General features: G+C 53.5%; 13 protein-coding genes. 8 read left to right on the top strand and 5 right to left on the bottom strand.

The features are described 5' to 3' along the window. Positions 1 to 10: 10 nt before the first annotated feature. From KZZ10_RS14150 to lpxC, 4 genes are all read left to right on the top strand, one after another. A complete protein-coding gene (locus KZZ10_RS14150) occupies positions 11 to 817 on the top strand; it encodes a cell division protein FtsQ/DivIB (RefSeq protein ID WP_259662161.1) in 807 nt (268 codons plus the stop codon). Positions 818 to 821: 4 nt separating this feature from the next. Further along, complete coding sequence (gene ftsA / locus KZZ10_RS14145; protein ID WP_259662160.1) at positions 822 to 2,048, top strand: cell division protein FtsA; 1,227 nt, start codon at positions 822 to 824, stop codon at positions 2,046 to 2,048. A 171-nt stretch (positions 2,049 to 2,219) separates the two neighbouring features. Next, a complete protein-coding gene (gene ftsZ, locus KZZ10_RS14140; protein WP_259662228.1) occupies positions 2,220 to 3,389 on the top strand; it encodes a cell division protein FtsZ in 1,170 nt (389 codons plus the stop codon). 182 nt (positions 3,390 to 3,571) lie between these two features. Then, positions 3,572 to 4,495: a UDP-3-O-acyl-N-acetylglucosamine deacetylase gene (lpxC, locus tag KZZ10_RS14135; RefSeq protein ID WP_259662159.1), complete on the top strand. Its 924-nt coding sequence runs from the start codon at positions 3,572 to 3,574 to the stop codon at positions 4,493 to 4,495. Here lpxC and KZZ10_RS14130 read toward each other — a convergent pair. Beyond that, complete coding sequence (locus tag KZZ10_RS14130) at positions 4,434 to 4,985, bottom strand: DciA family protein (RefSeq protein ID WP_259662158.1); 552 nt, start codon at positions 4,983 to 4,985, stop codon at positions 4,434 to 4,436. The two genes, lpxC and KZZ10_RS14130, sit on opposite strands and share 62 nt — an antisense overlap. Positions 4,986 to 5,015: 30 nt before the next feature. Here KZZ10_RS14130 and KZZ10_RS14125 point away from each other — a divergent pair, with 30 nt between their 5' ends. The 3 genes from KZZ10_RS14125 (at position 5,016) to ydiK (ending at position 9,948) form a co-directional block, all read left to right on the top strand. Further along, the gene (locus KZZ10_RS14125; RefSeq protein ID WP_375372580.1) at positions 5,016 to 6,008 is read left to right on the top strand and encodes a M23 family metallopeptidase; all 993 of its coding nucleotides are present in this window, start codon (positions 5,016 to 5,018) and stop codon (positions 6,006 to 6,008) included. Positions 6,009 to 6,106: 98 nt separating this feature from the next. Further along, positions 6,107 to 8,860 (top strand): preprotein translocase subunit SecA, encoded by a 2,754-nt coding sequence (gene secA / locus KZZ10_RS14120; protein WP_259662156.1) that lies wholly within the window; start codon positions 6,107 to 6,109, stop codon positions 8,858 to 8,860. Between the two features lie 29 nt (positions 8,861 to 8,889). Further along, positions 8,890 to 9,948 (top strand): AI-2E family transporter YdiK, encoded by a 1,059-nt coding sequence (gene ydiK / locus KZZ10_RS14115; protein ID WP_259662155.1) that lies wholly within the window; start codon positions 8,890 to 8,892, stop codon positions 9,946 to 9,948. Positions 9,949 to 9,950: 2 nt separating this feature from the next. Here the strand turns inward: ydiK and KZZ10_RS14110 are convergent, their stop codons facing one another. Next, the gene (locus tag KZZ10_RS14110) at positions 9,951 to 10,412 is read right to left on the bottom strand and encodes an Lrp/AsnC family transcriptional regulator (RefSeq protein ID WP_259662227.1); all 462 of its coding nucleotides are present in this window, start codon (positions 10,410 to 10,412) and stop codon (positions 9,951 to 9,953) included. 111 nt (positions 10,413 to 10,523) lie between these two features. On the opposite strand from KZZ10_RS14110, the gene KZZ10_RS14105 reads away from it, so the two are divergent. Next, entirely contained in the window at positions 10,524 to 11,141 is a 618-nt protein-coding gene (locus KZZ10_RS14105) for a cysteine dioxygenase family protein (protein WP_259662154.1), read from the top strand. An 11-nt stretch (positions 11,142 to 11,152) separates the two neighbouring features. Here KZZ10_RS14105 and mgtE read toward each other — a convergent pair whose 3' ends face one another. The 3 genes from mgtE to KZZ10_RS14090 are packed head-to-tail and all read right to left on the bottom strand — an operon-like array spanning position 11,153 to position 14,968. After that, on the bottom strand, positions 11,153 to 12,619 hold the full coding sequence (gene mgtE / locus KZZ10_RS14100) for a magnesium transporter (RefSeq protein WP_259662153.1): 1,467 nt from the start codon (positions 12,617 to 12,619) through the stop codon (positions 11,153 to 11,155). A 57-nt stretch (positions 12,620 to 12,676) separates the two neighbouring features. Then, on the bottom strand, positions 12,677 to 13,720 hold the full coding sequence (locus KZZ10_RS14095) for a YeiH family protein (RefSeq protein ID WP_259662152.1): 1,044 nt from the start codon (positions 13,718 to 13,720) through the stop codon (positions 12,677 to 12,679). Between the two features lie 54 nt (positions 13,721 to 13,774). After that, on the bottom strand, positions 13,775 to 14,968 hold the full coding sequence (locus KZZ10_RS14090) for a M20 aminoacylase family protein (protein ID WP_259662151.1): 1,194 nt from the start codon (positions 14,966 to 14,968) through the stop codon (positions 13,775 to 13,777). Positions 14,969 to 15,040: the final 72 nt, after the last annotated feature.

Genomic DNA, 15,040 nt, shown 5'->3' with positions numbered 1-15,040 from the left:
GGAGCCAGTTGTGTGGAACGAAGCTCGTACGATCAATCGCCTTGCCAACACCTTCATGGTGTTGGCTGTGCTAGCTATGCTTGCGGGTGGTGTGTACTGGCTGATTCAACGGCCGATTTTCGCGTTGACGGCGATCGAGATCGAGCCAGCTCCGAACAGTACGTTGAAGTACGTTACGCCAGAGAACCTTCAGTCAACTGTCGCCGGAAATCTGATTGGCAATTTTTTTACAATCAATTTGCTCGAGACACAAAGTGTCTTCGAAGAGGCTCCGTGGGTGCGCTCTGCGACGGTTCGTCGAATCTGGCCCAACATGTTGCGGGTCTCCATCGAAGAGCAACAGCCGTTGGCTTTGTGGAACGACAACCAAATGATCAACACTTGGGGGCAAGCGTTTACCGCGAATCAGGGCGAGTTAGACGACGATACGCAGTTACCTCAGTTCGAAGGGCCAGAAGGTCAAGAGCTACTCGTCGTAAATCGCTACGCCGAAATGACGAGCTGGTTTGCTCCGTTGGGCCTAGATGTCCGCAAGCTGTCCTTAAGCGATCGACTGGCATGGGAGGCGACACTGTCAAACGACATGACGCTTGCCCTAGGACGAGACCCAGGTGCCGACGCCCCGAACACGCAGGCCGGCATACCGGGCGCTTTGCCATTTGCCGCGCGCATTCGTCGTTTTGTACAAGCCTGGCCGGAGGCCAGTCAGAAAACGGGTGGTCGTGCGGTGACGCACGTCGACCTTCGTTACCCCAACGGCTTTGCATTAACGCTAGCTGCATTGCCAGAACCCACTCAACCTCAAAAGAAACGATAACGCCATGACCCGTGACATCAAGGATCTAATCGTCGCCCTCGACATCGGCACCAGCAAGGTCGTTGCTGTGGTCGCCGAGATTTTGCCGGAGGGCCGTTTTGAAGTGCTCGGTCTCGGCCAGCACGAGTCGCGCGGCATGCGTAAAGGTGTCGTTGTCAACATCGAAACGACGGTCAACTCAATCCAGCGTGCGTTGGAAGAGGCCGAACTAATGGCCGACTGCAAGATCCGTGACGTGTATACCGGAATCGCTGGTAGCCATATCCGCAGTTTCAATTCGAGCGGTATGGTGGCAGTTAAAGATAAAGAAGTGACGGCGACGGATGTTGCCCGTGTCATTGAAACGGCAAAGGCCGTCAATATTCCAACCGACCAACAGGTCTTGCATGTATTGACGCAAGAGTTCATTGTTGATGGGCAAGAAGATATCCGCGAACCGATTGGTATGAGCGGCTTGCGTTTGGAAGTGAAGGTACACATTGTGACTGGCGCAGTGAGTGCTGCCCAGAATATCGTCAAGTGTGTGCGTCGTTGTGGGCTAGAGGTTCAAGATTTGATTCTGCAGCCTCTGGCCTCGAGCTTGGCGTGTTTAACCGCCGATGAGAAAGAGCTTGGAGTGGTCTTGGTGGATATCGGTGGCGGAACCACGGATGTGGCGATCTATACCGGCGGAGCGATCCGGCATACGGCCGTTTTGCCTATCGCAGGTGATCAGATCACAAGCGACATCGCGCAAATGCTCCGTACCCCGACACCTGATGCAGAGGACATCAAGTTGCGGTTTGGTATTGCTAAACAAGTGTTGGCGGATCCCGACGAGACGGTTGAAGTGCCCGGCTTGGGTGATCGAGGCCCGAGGCTCGTTAAGCGACAGGCGCTAGGGGCTGTCATTGAACCGCGGGCAGAGGAACTCTTTGGTTTGGTGCAGCAAGTGATTCGTGAGTCGGGCTATGAGGACTTGCTGTCTTCCGGTGTGGTGTTGACAGGAGGGACCTCGATGCTGCCAGGCATGGTCGAGCTAGCAGAAGACGTGTTCTTGAAGCCTGTGCGAGTTGCGGTGCCGGATTACGACGGAAGCTTGGCCGATGTGATGCGTAATCCGCGTTTCTCGACCGTGATGGGTTTGTTAGGTGAGGCGCGTATGCAGAGATTGCGTGGTCGTAAGGTCACGCAGCAGGCAGGGAGCTTCAAGGCGATTTTGGCACGTATGAAAGAGTGGTTCATGCATTGATTTTGGAGCCTTCGGGCACCGAAAGGATTGGGCATATTTGATGTTGGCCCAGTCTGTTGGAGAGACGTTTCAAACCCGGCGCGGACGCAGTCGGCGGCGAGTTTGAAGCGATTTCTAAAAAGTAGTTTGGGGATTTTAGAAACGTTTACTTATTTAGACTTGAGGGAGTCAATCATGATGTTTGAAATGTTAGATAACGCAAATAAAGGCACGGTCATCAAGGTGGTCGGTGTCGGTGGTGCAGGCGGAAACGCTGTGGCCCATATGATTAAGTCTGGCGTACAAGGTGTGGATTTCATTTGCTGCAACACCGATGCGCAAGCGTTGGCCGCAACGAATGCACCGGTGCAAATTCGTCTGGGCCGTACAGGCTTAGGCGCAGGTGCTAAGCCTGATCAAGGCCGTGCTGCAGCTGAACTGGCGCGCGAAGAAATTCGCTCGGCGTTAAGCGGAGCCAATATGGTCTTCATTACAGCCGGTATGGGTGGCGGTACGGGAACAGGTGCGGGTCCTGTAGTTGCCGAGGTTGCCAAAGAGTTGGGCATTCTGACCGTTGGTGTAGTCACCAAACCCTTCTCTTTCGAAGGCCATAAGCGGATGAAGATGTCCGAAGAAGGTATTTCCGAGTTGTCCAAATATGTGCATTCGTTGATCGTGGTCCTCAACGAGAACCTCTATGACTTGATGGACGAGGATGCAACGCAGTCAGATTGTTTCAAGGCAGCGGACGATGTATTGCACAATGCTTGCGCTGGCATCGCTGAGATCATCAACGTTGAAGGTAACGTGAACGTCGACTTTGAAGACGTGAAGACGATTATGGGCGAACAGGGTCAGGCGATGTTGGGAACAGCCGTTGCGTCTGGACCAGATCGCGCAAAACTTGCTGCAGAGCAAGCCGTTGCATGTCCGTTACTCGAAGGTGTCGATTTGAATGGCGCACGCGGTGTGTTGGTGAACATCACCGCCAGCTCCACGCTCAAGATGAGAGAAACTCGGGCCATCATGGATCACATCAGTGGCTTTGCTTCGCCAGAGGCGACAGTCATTTTTGGTACGGCCTACGATGATTCGATGGGAGACAACTTGCGTGTGACGGTTGTGGCAACGGGCTTGGGTCGTGCGCAAAGTCGCCCGCACATAGTGCCGGGGGTGGAAACGTTTGAAGTCCAGCGCACAGGCACGGACAATATGCCGGTTGGTGGTCAGCAGCAGGACTTTGCCGTCCCATCGGTATTGCGTAACCCGCGTACTCAAGCCTCGGCCCAGGTTCGCGCATTGGAAACTGCGGGGATGGAGCATTACGACATCCCTGCGTTTCTGCGTCGCCAAGCCGATTAAGTAGTATCGATTGCTCCCTTTGCCGGCGCCCTAGTTGGGCGTTGGCATCACGCACGGGCCCTCCCCAGGCTCGGGCGTGGTTTTGGCTGAGTATTCGAGGAGGGATTTTGCGCATTGTGCGGTGCAATGTCCGTGAAAAAAAAGTACAATTCATTAAGATTTCAAGAGACTAGCCTGCTTATATGTTTCGCCAGCGCACGATCAAACAGCTCGTAAAAACCACTGGCGTTGGCCTTCATTCCGGCCGACGGGTTGAATTGACCCTGCGTCCAGCGGCGCCTAACACGGGTATTGTGTTTCACCGCATCGATTTACCGGAAGTCGTGGACTTACCTGCTCAAGCGGGCATGGTGAAAGACACACGCATGGCTTCCGTTCTTGGGCAGGGTGCAGCGCGCGTATCGACGGTCGAGCACTTGATGTCTGCGTTAGCCGGCTTAGGAATCGACAATCTGCATGTCGATCTGACCGCCGAAGAAGTCCCCATCATGGATGGCAGCGCAGCGACTTTTGTATATCTCTTGCGCTCAGCCGGTATTGAAGAGCAGGCTGTACCCAAGCAGTTTTTAAGGGTGCTCAAACCTGTGGAGATTCGCGAAGGCGAAGGAGATCAAGCGAAATGGGCGCGTCTGGAGCCGCATGAAGGGTTCTCCCTCGCGTTCTCGATCGACTTTCAGCATCCCGCAATCGACTCAACGGCGAGCTTCGCCGAGATTGATTTTGCGACGCACTCATATGTGAAAGAAATTGCTCGTGCTCGAACCTTTGGTTTTGTAAACGAAGTCGAAGCTTTGCGCTCCGCGGGCTTGGCGCGTGGTGGCAGTCTCGACAATGCAATTGTGATGGACGAGTATCGCGTCTTGAATGTCGACGGGCTTCGTTATGACGACGAGTTCGTCAAGCATAAAATCCTAGATGCGGTCGGTGACTTGTATCTAATCGGGAAGCCACTTGTTGCACGTTATGTGGCGTGTAAATCCGGGCATGCAATTAATAATCAACTTGTTCGGGCCTTGTTGGCTCAGCAAGATGCTTGGGAGTTGGTTACTTACTCTTCGGTATCAGAGGCGCCTGCGGCGTTTCGACAAGAGTGGAAGCTGGCTTAACCTCCGGTTGATTCGGCTGATGATGAGCTAGCAATCTAGCCACCGCATCAGCGAGTGGGCCCGGTCTTAGATTTTTATTCAATTCTTCAAACGCTTGCAGGTCTTTTTGATCCAACGCACGGGCTTCTTTTTCTGGTTTTTTGATTTCAGGTAGCCCCAGCCCTCCTTGAACGCGTAGTTTGATCTCATTTACGTTCCAGCCAGCCGATTGCAAGTGAGCAGTCACTCTCGGTGCAATTTGGCGGAACTTTGCGGCGAAGGCGGCACTCGAAACCATGAGTGTCAAGCAGTGCGGCTCGAGTTTGATCACTTCAAATGCGCCTCGCATTGCGGGAGGAATCGCTTCTCTGATTGCCGCTCGAAGTTTTAGGTGCGCTTGCGCAGTTGCGAGAACGCTCGCTGCTTGAGAGTCATGGCCCAACCAGCCGATCAAATGAGCGCTTCCTGAAGGGGATGCAGAGCGCGTCTTGCGGGGTGGTGGACTTGCCATAAGTTAAGGAAGTTAATGAAGTTAATAATTATGCCGTCTCGACAAGGGCAGTATGCACCAATTACGCTGAGCGTAAGTAGATTGGTGGTGCTTGTTGCCCTCTTGCTGGTTGCTGCAATGATCGCAGGCGCAGTTTTGCAGCGCCTGGTCTGGAAGTTACAGCCGGAGACCCAGCCATCCGCACTCGTAGTGGCAGCGATGGCGCCTAGCCCGTCGGCGAGTGTTGCGGCGGATAACCAGACGGTACACCTACTGGCAACAAAGGTGGGTGAGTTACAAGCGACCATCAAGCGTCTGGACGGCCTGGGGCGGCGGGTCGCCAAGGTAGCAGGTTTGCCCGACGGTGATGTGAGTGTTGCCTCTGAGACGCCTGAGGCGGCAGTTGTGTTGGACGATTTGTGGGTTCCATTGCCACCGGGGCCGCACGTGCGTCCATTGTCAGAGCTTGAGAGCCAAATTAACGCTGTGCAAGCGCGGTTGACGCGTCAAAGTGACTATTTCTCGATGCTTGATCTGGCTGTCACCGAGCGCGCGGCCACGGTCGCGCGTCTGCCAACGGCCATGCCAATTGAGTCTTATCCCTATTTAAGCTCGTCTTACGGGTGGCGACGCAATCCGTTTAACGGACAAATGAGTATGCACGAGGGCTTGGACTTTAGCGCACCTGAGGGCACCCCGATCCGTGCAGCATCGGGTGGCGTTGTTCGCACGGTGGCGCAGCATCGTGGTTTTGGAAATATGGTTGAAATTGATCATGGAGAAGGCTTGATCACCCGCTATGCGCATGCCAAGGTCGTTCTGGTGAAAGAGGGCCAGCTTGTCACGCGTGGACAGTTGATCGCGCGAGTTGGCTCAACGGGGCTATCGACGGGGCCACATCTGCACTTCGAGGTCAGACAAGACGATCGTCCTCTTGATCCGCGGGTATTTCTAGCGGGGCAGCCGATGGTTGCTGAGCAATCACTAGCCCAGCCAGTGTCGGTCGGAACCTCCGGTGTTACATGGCGACCACGCCTGCGTTAAACTGACTACCTTACCGCCAGTCTTTTTTGGTGTTTTGCTAATATTTTCTTAGTTTAGTTTGTGTGCTTGTCACGCAAAATTGCCCGGGTCTCATACGCATGCTTTCTCTGCTTAAAAAAATATTCGGTACACGAAATGATCGCTTGCTGAAGCAATTGCGCCGCCAGGCCAATCAGATCAGTGCGCTTGAACCTCAGATGCAGGGCTTATCTGATGCGGAGTTGCGGGCGAAAACAGATGACTTTCGATCACGGATTGAAGCAGGTAGCACGTTAGACTCGATACTACCCGAGGCCTTTGCTGTCGTGCGGGAGGCCGGTGTGCGTGTCTTTGGGATGCGTCACTTCGATGTGCAGTTAATTGGCGGCATGGTTTTACACTCGGGCAAGATCGCTGAAATGCGGACAGGCGAAGGTAAGACGCTGATGGCAACCTTGCCCGTCTATTTGAATGCTCTAGGTGGACGTGGCGTGCATGTGGTCACCGTCAACGACTATTTGGCCAGGCGGGATGCGCAATGGATGGGCCGGCTCTATAACTTCTTGGGTCTGACAGTTGGTGTGGTAGTGCCTCAACAGACTAACGAAGAAAAAATTGCAGCCTACCGTGCTGATATCACTTACGGCACGAATAATGAATTTGGATTTGATTATCTGCGAGACAACATGGAGTACCGTGTCGAAGATCGACGCCAGCGCTCGCTTGTCTACGCAATCGTCGATGAGGTGGATTCGATCCTGATCGATGAGGCCCGTACGCCTTTGATTATTTCTGGTCAGGCAGAGGATCACACGGAACTATACGTTCGCATGAACGCAGTGCCACCGTTGCTTACTCGCATGGCCACGGAGCCGAAGCCTCAAGAGCCAGAACCAGAGGGACATTACTGGGTCGATGAAAAAAACCACCAGGTGTTTTTGTCCGAGTCGGGGCACGAGCAAGCGGAAGGTATTCTGACACGCCTCGGGTTGTTGCCGGAGGGCCAGTCACTGTATGAGCCACGTAATATTAGTTTGATGCACCATTTGATGGCATCGTTGCGCGCACACAATTTATTCCATCGTGATCAACATTATGTTGTGCAAGAAGGCGAAGTTGTTATCGTTGATGAGTTCACGGGTCGTTTGATGGTCGGACGTCGTTGGTCTGATGGCTTGCATCAGGCCGTCGAGGCAAAAGAAGGTGCGAAGATTCAGCTTGAGAACCAGACGCTTGCTTCAATTACCTTCCAGAACTTCTTCCGGATGTACGAAAAGCTGTCGGGTATGACCGGAACGGCCGATACAGAAGCTTATGAGTTCCAAGAAATTTACAGTCTCGAAACAGTGATTGTGCCCACGAATCGTCCAATGGTGCGCGCCGATCAAAATGATCAAATCTTTAAAACCGCATTAGAAAAGTTCAAGGCGATTGAGGCAGACATACGCGACTGCCAAGAGCGCGGGCAACCGGTCTTGGTAGGAACGACGAGTATCGAAAACTCGGAATTGCTGTCGGGTATGTTGACGGCATCCGGTCTGCGGCATGAAGTGCTCAACGCTAAGCAACACGCACGCGAAGCTGAGATCGTCGCGCAGGCGGGCAAGCCCGGAAACATTACGATTGCGACGAACATGGCGGGTCGTGGCACTGACATCGTGTTGGGCGGTAGCATTGAAAAGCTGATTGAAACAGTACGCGCCAACGAGTCTCTGTCAGACGCCGATAAGCAATTACAGGTTGATGCGATCCGTCAGGAGTGGCAACCGCTGAACGATAGCGTTAAAGCCGCTGGTGGTCTGCGCATCATAGGTACCGAGCGTCACGAATCGCGCCGGATTGATAATCAGCTCCGTGGTCGTGCTGGACGACAAGGCGACCCAGGCTCGTCGCGTTTCTATTTGTCGCTAGAAGATCCGCTGATGCGTATTTTTGCTGGCGATCGCGTGCGCGCAATTATGGAGCGATTGAAGTTGCCGGAAGGCGAGCCGATCGAAGCCGGTATGGTGTCTCGTTCAATCGAGACAGCCCAACGAAAAGTTGAAGGTCGTAACTTTGATGTGCGTAAGCAACTGCTCGAATACGACGATGTTGCCAATGATCAGCGCAAAGTGCTGTATGCGCAGCGCAACGAAGTGCTCGAGGCGCAAGCAATCACCGAGACAGTTGATAATCTACGTGATGGCACGTTTACTGATTTGGTGACAAAGCATGTACCCCCAGGTTCAGTCGAAGAGCAGTGGGATATCAATGCCTTACAGATGGCGCTCGAAGCTGACTGGCAAATTGCATTGCCAATCGCGCAGATGGTCCAAGATACCAAGAGCATTAATGATGAAGACGTCTTGGAAAAAGTCCTTGAGGCTGCACGTTTAGCCTACCGTCAGAAAGTTGACACGGTGGGTGCTGAGTCTTGGGCGGGTTTTGAGCGGTCAGTCATGCTGCAGGTGATTGATACGCAGTGGCGTGAGCACCTGTCGGCGCTGGATCACTTGCGTCAAGGTATTCACCTGCGTGGTTATGCGCAAAAGAATCCTAAGCAGGAATACAAGCGCGAAGCCTTCGAGTTGTTCTCTAACATGTTGGATCGAATCCGTGATGATGTCATTCGCTTACTAATGACGGTACGGATTCAGACACAAGAAGAAATCCAACAGGCAGAGCAAGAGGCGGCCCAAGCCGTGCAAATGCAGAATGTGCAATACCAGCACACTGAGTATCAAGAGGCTGAGCAGCTAGCGCAACAGGCTGCAGCACCGGCTTCGGACCACCCAGGGACTGTCCGAAACATTCTTCCCAAGGTTGGGCGCAACGACGCATGTCCTTGCGGTAGTGGTAAGAAATACAAACACTGCCACGGGCAGCTTAAATAACGCGATGTTAGCTAGGGTGAATCCAGACAATGCAACATGACTTGACACGCAGCACCCTAGCAATTTTCTTTATCGTCGGTTTACTCGCACTCTCGCTTTGGGTGCTTAGTCCCTTCCTTGCTGCAACGGTTTGGGCCACGATGGTTGTTGTGGCTACTTGGCCTTGGCTCATTGCACTCGAGCGGCTTTTTGGTGGACGTCGTACCCCTGCCGTTGCCGTCATGTCAATTGGAATGCTGCTTCTGCTGGTTGGCCCACTTTGGTGGGCCATTACGACAATCGCGGATCGTTCTGAACAACTGACTTCGTTCTGGAAGACGTTGATGGACAATGGAATACCTCCCCCGCCTGATTGGGTAGAGGCTATTCCTTATGTTGGTGAAAAAATTGCAACGGCTTGGCAGGGTTTCATTGATGGGGGAGCTTCGGGCGCACTTGACCACATTACGCCCTATGCAAGCTCGACTGGAAAGTGGTTGCTGTCGCAATTTGGTGGTTTGGGCGGAATGCTGATTCAGTTTCTGTTGGTAGTTGTTATTGCTACGATCTTGTATGCCTCGGGTGAGGCTGGTGCAGCGATGGCGCGAGGTTTTGGTAAGCGTTTGGCTGGCGAGAGAGGCGAAGACGCGATTGTCTTGGCCGGTCAGGCGATTCGCGCGGTGGCGTTGGGAGTAGGCGTGACCGCTCTCGTCCAGACTGTGCTTGGCGGGTTGGGGCTTGTGATCGCGGGAGTGCCCTTTGCTGCAGTCTTGTCGGCAGCGATGTTGATGCTTTGTATCGCCCAGGCGGGTCCTAGTCTTGTGTTGTTTCCTGCAGTCGCCTGGATGTACTGGGAAGGGAACATGGGCTGGGCTACATTTTTGTTAGTCTGGAGCTTGGTTGTGGTGAGTCTGGATAATTTTCTGCGACCGATGTTGATCAAGCGAGGAGCAGATCTCCCCTTGTTATTGATTTTTGCAGGGGTGATTGGCGGCTTGATTGGGTTTGGTTTGATTGGGATTTTCGTTGGTCCCGTGGCTCTTGCTGTCACATACACACTGATGCGGGCATGGATGGCCGAACCGTCTCCGCAGGAGACTCGGGACTAAACTCACTGCACGTAATCCAGCGGCAGTGCAGTGGTGCACTTGATGGTCTCCATCGCAAAGGCTGAGCTCACATCTAAGAGGTCAACAGAGCGAATCAGTCTTTTGTAGACGCTGTCATAGCGATCGATATCTGGCACGACAATTTTTAGCAAATAGTCGGCATCGCCACTCAAGCGATAGATTTCAACAATTTCTGGGATGCTCGTTGCGCCGTCGACAAAACGTTGCATCCACTGTTCGTTATGTTGGCTAGTTCGGATCGTCACAAATGTCGTGAGCCCGAGGTTTAGCTTGCGCGCATCACAAATCGCGACTTGCTTTTGAATGACACCCTCAGCTTGCAGTTTTTGGATGCGTCTCCAGCAAGGCGTAGGAGTTAGGTTCACCGCCGCGGCCAAGTCGGCGAGAGACAAACTCGCATCTTCTTGCATTAAACGCAGTATTTCCCTGTCTTTTTTATCTATTTGCATTTTTAATCTTATTTTTTTATTAAATTAAGAAAAATTTTCTAATTAAATAATAAAAACAACAAAATTAGCAAATTATTTCTTAAGAAGGCTATTTATCATATTGCCATGTCTAGTCTCCTCCCTCAGCTGCGTGCTGACCGGCAAGTCAACCTGGAATTAACCCCGGAAGCTGACTTGCCGATTTCTTTCCTTGATCGCGTAGTGCCTGGGTTGTCGGCGGACCTCGAGGCCGCTTGTTTGAGTGAGCCTGATCTCGTTCCTTACCGAATGCGACAAGCGATAGGCCAGCAGCTTGAACGAAGGGCGGCGGTAGACCTTTGTGCGGCAGTTCTAGCGCTCCCCAGATCGACGCAGAGTTACACGCGTCACATATTGCATGCAGATCCTTTGGGGCGCTTCACTGCAGTGGGTCTTGTGTGGGGCTCCAAGCAATGTAGTCCGATTCATGCACACTACGCTTGGTGCGCTTACCGTATTTTGGCTGGCGAGTTAACGGAAGGCTTTTATCAGTGGGATAGCTCGCAACGGCATGCCTACTTGATCAGTCAATTCACTCGCGAGCCAGGCTATAGCGCTTGCGGGCACGCTGGGCTTGAGTTTATTCATCGTTTGGGCAATCAGGCTGCAGAACCTGCTGTGTCGATACACGTCTATGGCATGGATGTAGGTCGTATCGGCACCCACGTCAATCGCGTGTTGGCTTCCGCGCAAACATTGAATTAAGCCTGACTCGGCTAGATCAAAAACAACGTCGCTAAGCCTAAAAAGATAAAGAAGCCTAAGGAGTCTGTGGCAAAAGTTAGCAGTACAGACGAGCCCATGGCGGGATCTTTACCTAAACGCGCTCGCACCACCGGCACCAGGACCCCGATACTGGCACCTACAAGCATATTGCAGATCATGGCACCCATCATGACGAGTGCGATTGAAACCGAATGTGAAATAAGCCAAGCAAAGACCGCAGCAATGGTGCTACCCAGCAGTCCCACTAAAAAGGTGACCAGCATCTCGCGCTTGACCAAAGGCCAAACATTTTTCGGTGTGATACGACCAACAGCAAGAGCACGGATGATCAAAGTCATTGTTTGATTGCCGGAGTTCCCGCCAATACCGGCCACAATCGACATTAAAAATGCCAGTACAACGATCGTGCTGACGGTAGCCTCAAACAGCGAGGCCACAAAAGAGGCAGTCGCTGCGGTACATAAATTCAGGATAAGCCAGGGCGCTCGGTTACGCAGTGCCATGGTGACTGGCGCAAAAATATCTTCCTCTTGCATACCAGCGCGAGACAGCGCTTGTTCGTCCGAGTCTTCTCGGATCACGTCCACCACTTCGGCGATTGTCACGCGGCCAACGAGACGCCCTAGGTCGTCGACAACAGGTGCCGAGACCAGATCGTAGCGTTCGAACGCACCAGCGGCGTCGGAGTCGGAATCCAGGGGGCTGAGCGACAGGTATTCCGTACTCATTACCTGACTGACATCAACTTCGGGCTCGTTGACGAGGAGTGCAGATAGGGTGAGCGTACCCAACAGTTTGTCCGAGCGATTTACAACAAAAATCTGGTCAGTATGGTCAGGTAGTTCGGGTAGGCGTCTGAGATAGCGCAGCACTACTTCAAGAGTGACGTCTTCACGGACGCGCACCATCTCGAAGTCCATGATGCCACCCACGCTATCTTCTGGGTAACCCATGGCTTCAATCAAACGTGCCCGCTCTTCGATCGTCAGACCCTTTTGTACTTCCGCCACCACGTCGGCGGGTAAGTCGGGCGCTAGGTCCGCGAGTTCATCGGCATCCATGTTGCCGGTCGCCGCGACGAGATCTTTACGATCCATCGCTTCGATGAGCGACTCACGTACCCAGTCATCGACCTCAAGCAAAACGTCCGCATCATGTTCGGCGCTCACCAACCGCCAAATCATTTGGCGCTCTAGGTTGGGAACAGAGCTTAAGATGAAAGCGATGTCCGCCGGGTGTAGGTCGTTGACCAGCGCAGTGAGCTCTGCATCGTGCTGCCGTTGCAGTAAGCCTTCGACTAAATTAGCGCGCTGATCGTTTTCCTCTTGACGGTGGACGAGGTTTTCAACGAGTTCATGGCGTTGCAATAGCTCTTGCACTTTCGCGAGTGCGAGCTGAGCGTCCTCGGGGTCAAGTCGCCGAGCAGTGACGGGCACGTCAGGAGTTATTTGCGTCATGGGGAGCCCGTGCCAACGAGGGGGTCAATAACTGCGTGTGGCTCAAGCTATGCCGACTCAGGTCACGATTTTGACCAATGCATAGCCGCCGCATGCGAGCAGTATAAACAAGATCGCACCCAGTGCCATGACACGGGGTCCGGCTTGGCGCATTTTGGCAAAGCGCGTCTCGATTCCGAGCGCTGTCATGGCCATGGTCAGAACGAAAATATCGAGCGCGCGGAGTACTTCCAGAACATTCTGGGGGATGACCCCTGCGGAATGGATCAACGCAAGCACCAGAAAGCCGATAGCGAACCATGGGATGGGTAGACTCGGTTTCTTTTCGCCCGGTGCTGCTGCAGCGATCGCTGTGCGTTGGAGCCATAGCCCCACTAAAAGCAAAATAGGGATTAACAGCGCCACACGCGTCATCTTGACGATTGTCGCAATCTCTGTGGTGGCTGGATCAATATTGCTGGCAGAAGCTACGACTTGCGCGACCTCATGCACTGCGCCTCCCAAGAAAATACCAAAGGCCCGCGTATCCATGTCGATCCAGCCAGCTTGGTATAGCAAGGGGTACAAGAACATAGAGATCGTGCCAAACAGAACCACGGTGGCCACAGCAACGGCACTTTTGTGTGGGTCAGATTTGAGCGTGGACTCAAAAGCCAAGACTGCGGCTGCTCCGCAGACGGCACTGCCCGAGGCAGTTAACATGGCAGTATCCCGATCGAGTTTGAGCACGCGGGTGCCGATCCAGGTGCCCAGAACCAGAATGCCCACCACGATTCCAACCGATACGATCAGCCCGGGCAACCCAACCTCGATGATTTGCTGAACGCTGATATTTAGGCCGTAAAACGCCACGGCTACCCGCAATAATCTGCGGGCAGTGAAGTGGACGCCAGCACCCCATTCGGCCGGCATGGTTCCACGTAAAAAATTGCCATACAACATGCCGCAGACGATCCCTATGACCAAAGGACTAAAACCAAGTGTCTTCACGAAGGGGATGCCGGCCAGCTGAACAACAGCAGCGGCTAAAAGCCCAACAAAAAGCATACCGTTGAGTTTGTCGCGCCAAGGGGATGCGCTTGCGAGGGCAGGTTGGGACATGCGAGAGAGGCCGGCTGTTTAAGAATTGACCGAGATACTACTCCGATCTGCGCCTTATCGCTTGAACCAGTTTTCGGCGAGCTTGACCCAGTAGGTTGCCCCTAAGGGCAACAAGTCGTCATTGAAGTCGTAGGAGCCGTTGTGCAGCATGCATGGACCCAGACCGTGACCTGCGTCCCGATGTTCCCCCATGCCGTTACCGATCCAAACATAGCAGCCAGGCACCTCTTGCAGCATGAAAGCGAAGTCCTCTGCACCCATCGTTGGTACGACATGATCGTTCACTTGCGCATCGCCAACGATTTCTCTCATGACGTCTACGCAAAATGCAGTTTCAGCCGGGTGATTAATGGTTGGGGGATACACCCGGTGAAAGGTGAAATCCACTTCGGCACCCATCGCTGCTGCCGTGTGCTGTGCCACCTCACGCATACGTCTTTCGATGAGATCTAGTGTCTCTAGGGTAAAGGTCCGCACGGTACCGGCCATCACTGCGTCAGTCGGGATGACGTTGTCTGCGCTGCCAGCATGAATCTGCGTAATGCTCAACACAGCCGCCTCTAGGGGATGTCGGTTACGTGTGATGATGGTCTGAAGCGCTTGGGCAATTTGCACTGCAGTCATGACGGGATCGACCCCTAAGTGAGGCATGGCGCCGTGGCCGCCTTTGCCTCGGACTTTAATCGAGAAGCGGTTACTCGAGCCCATGATGGGGCCCGCGGTAACGCCGAACTCTCCGACGGGGAGGCCAGGCCAGTTATGCATCCCGAAAACCGCTTGCATGGGAAATTTAGTAAATAGCCCATCGTCCATCATGCGCTTGGCGCCGGCACCACCTTCCTCAGCAGGCTGGAAAATAGCGTAGACCGTTCCGTCAAAGTTTTTGGTTTCGGCCAAGTAACGTGCCGCGTTGAGTAACATCGCAGTGTGACCATCGTGGCCGCATCCATGCATTTTCCCGGCGTGGCGACTGGCATGTTCGAAGGTGTTGAGCTCCTGCATGGGGAGCGCATCGATGTCGGCTCGCAAACCGATTGCATTCTTTCCCGGCGTGCGTCCGGTGATGATGCCCACCACGCCCGTTCCACCGAGGCCACGGTGAATGGGGATTCCCCACTTTTGTAGCGTTTCCGCGACTAAATCTGCTGTGCGCTGTTCTTCGTAGCAGAGCTCTGGGTGGGCGTGGATATCGCGCCGAATTGCCTGCATTTCGGACTGCCAGCTCAAAAAGGGCTCAAGAAGTTTCATGCAATTCACTTTAATCAACGATGTCTACCAGTATTATCGATGAAAATAACGTTTTAAACCCATAACTTGAAT

The sequence above is a fragment of the Zwartia hollandica genome, assembly GCF_019923725.1.
In the GTDB taxonomy this organism is placed as follows: Bacteria; Pseudomonadota; Gammaproteobacteria; order Burkholderiales; family Burkholderiaceae_B; genus Zwartia; species Zwartia hollandica.
Note: the sequence above shows the minus strand (reverse complement) of the source record. Positions and strands in the feature narration are given on the sequence as shown.

What these genes read in the sequence shown, in the direction of transcription:
- lpxC (WP_259662159.1), top strand. Translation starts at nt 3,572, where the DNA reads ATGTTTCGCCAGCGCACGATCAAACAGCTCGTAAAAACCACTGGCGTT.
- KZZ10_RS14095 (WP_259662152.1), bottom strand. Translation starts at nt 13,720, where the DNA reads ATGTCCCAACCTGCCCTCGCAAGCGCATCCCCTTGGCGCGACAAACTC.
- ydiK (WP_259662155.1), top strand. Translation starts at nt 8,890, where the DNA reads ATGCAACATGACTTGACACGCAGCACCCTAGCAATTTTCTTTATCGTC.
- KZZ10_RS14130 (WP_259662158.1), bottom strand. Translation starts at nt 4,985, where the DNA reads ATGGCAAGTCCACCACCCCGCAAGACGCGCTCTGCATCCCCTTCAGGA.
- secA (WP_259662156.1), top strand. Translation starts at nt 6,107, where the DNA reads ATGCTTTCTCTGCTTAAAAAAATATTCGGTACACGAAATGATCGCTTG.
- KZZ10_RS14105 (WP_259662154.1), top strand. Translation starts at nt 10,524, where the DNA reads ATGTCTAGTCTCCTCCCTCAGCTGCGTGCTGACCGGCAAGTCAACCTG.
- KZZ10_RS14090 (WP_259662151.1), bottom strand. Translation starts at nt 14,968, where the DNA reads ATGAAACTTCTTGAGCCCTTTTTGAGCTGGCAGTCCGAAATGCAGGCA.
- KZZ10_RS14125 (WP_375372580.1), top strand. Translation starts at nt 5,016, where the DNA reads ATGCCGTCTCGACAAGGGCAGTATGCACCAATTACGCTGAGCGTAAGT.
- ftsA (WP_259662160.1), top strand. Translation starts at nt 822, where the DNA reads ATGACCCGTGACATCAAGGATCTAATCGTCGCCCTCGACATCGGCACC.
- mgtE (WP_259662153.1), bottom strand. Translation starts at nt 12,619, where the DNA reads ATGACGCAAATAACTCCTGACGTGCCCGTCACTGCTCGGCGACTTGAC.